This window comes from Psychrobacter sp. 4Dc (assembly GCF_002836715.1).
Taxonomy (GTDB): domain Bacteria; phylum Pseudomonadota; class Gammaproteobacteria; order Pseudomonadales; family Moraxellaceae; genus Psychrobacter.
The window spans coordinates 1-1258 of sequence record NZ_PJAT01000140.1 but is presented as its reverse complement, the minus strand read 5'-3'; the positions used below and the strand labels follow the sequence as shown (position 1 = coordinate 1258).

The following is a 1258-nucleotide window of genomic DNA, read 5'->3' as shown; positions in this document are numbered from 1 at the left end:
ATTTGCACCAGTGGTAGAATATGCTGCTGTTAATATTGTGTTCAAAGTAATCAAGCGCAAATAGCATTTTTTCATAGAGAGCTCCGATGACATTCGTACGTCTCGAAGCTTGCCAGTTGTAGCTATCGATACAGGGTTTACCAATCGGTGCATAGCCATGAGAACGAATGGTTTCAGCCTCAAAGCCGCTTTCATCCATATAGACAATGGGATAGCCTTGTTGAGTAAAGCGATCAAGCCTACTCTGGAATATCGCTCTTTTTATCGGACACGCTTTTGGATGTTCCAAGGTCTTTTTTTTGACTGATACCAAGACGCTTTAAAGCATTAAAGATGCCCGTTTTACTACAGTTCAAGCGACGAGCTCTTTCATAGTTATAATCATCTGGGTATCTTTTTACGTCTTCAATCAATGCGTCATCAGGTATTTTAGTCGGTGCTTTATTTCTGGTTGTTTTAGGCGCTAATTTCTTCTGCCAGCTGTGAATGGTGCTGGTGCTAAGTCCATAAAATAGCGCAGCTTCTCGTATGGTCATACCATCAGTGATGCTAGAAAGTACCTGTTTGCGATAGTCTATTGAATAAGTCATCGTTTATTTCATTAAATGCAATTGTTAATAGGGTTGTATCGGTTTTATTTGGATTAGACTATATTTACGCTGTGCAGTTATATTTTTCGATAAAAAATTTCTGCTAGTGACTATTGGACTGGACCTTCATTGTTATGTGGCACTTAATAGCGACTCATACTATTTATGCTTTTCGTTATTTTAGGGCTTACTGATACTACTTTTAGGTTATCGGATATATATTTCAGTGTGTAGTAGAAAAAAGACATTTTTCTACTACACATTCTAGCCTTCTTTTTTTTGGGGTTACCTACTTACTACGATATTTTCTAAAGAAATGAAAACAATGTTGTTTGTCAAAAATTCAAATAATAGACTCATATCTAACCCCTTTGACTAACGCAAAAGGGGCTCTTTTTCGTCTGTAGATTGGTGTGGGAAAGCTACTAGTAATTGAGTTCATGAACTCTCCATATGATAGTCAAATAAAACTCTTATACGAAAAATTTGTCTAGAAAATATATAAAATAACAGATCATGATACATGTTTCTTGTCGAATATAAATACGTTGTGATGAATTGCTTCATTAGTCTTTTGAATATTAAATGTTTTCTTATCTTCAGGTAATCGTAGTACCTTTGGTAGTCGTGCTATTGCCATCTTTTCATTAGCAATGGCATAGTGACGA

Annotated in this window: 2 protein-coding genes; both read right to left on the bottom strand. The window is 35.9% G+C overall.

The features are described from left to right. Nucleotides 1–199: transposase (locus CXF61_RS12220; RefSeq protein WP_193834228.1), on the bottom strand; the 199-nt coding region annotated here is incomplete at its 3' end. Nucleotides 200–239: 40 nt separating this feature from the next. Further along, entirely contained in the window at nucleotides 240–590 is a 351-nt protein-coding gene (locus CXF61_RS12215; protein WP_101204408.1) for an IS630 transposase-related protein, read from the bottom strand. Between the last annotated feature and the right edge of the window lie 668 nt (nucleotides 591–1258).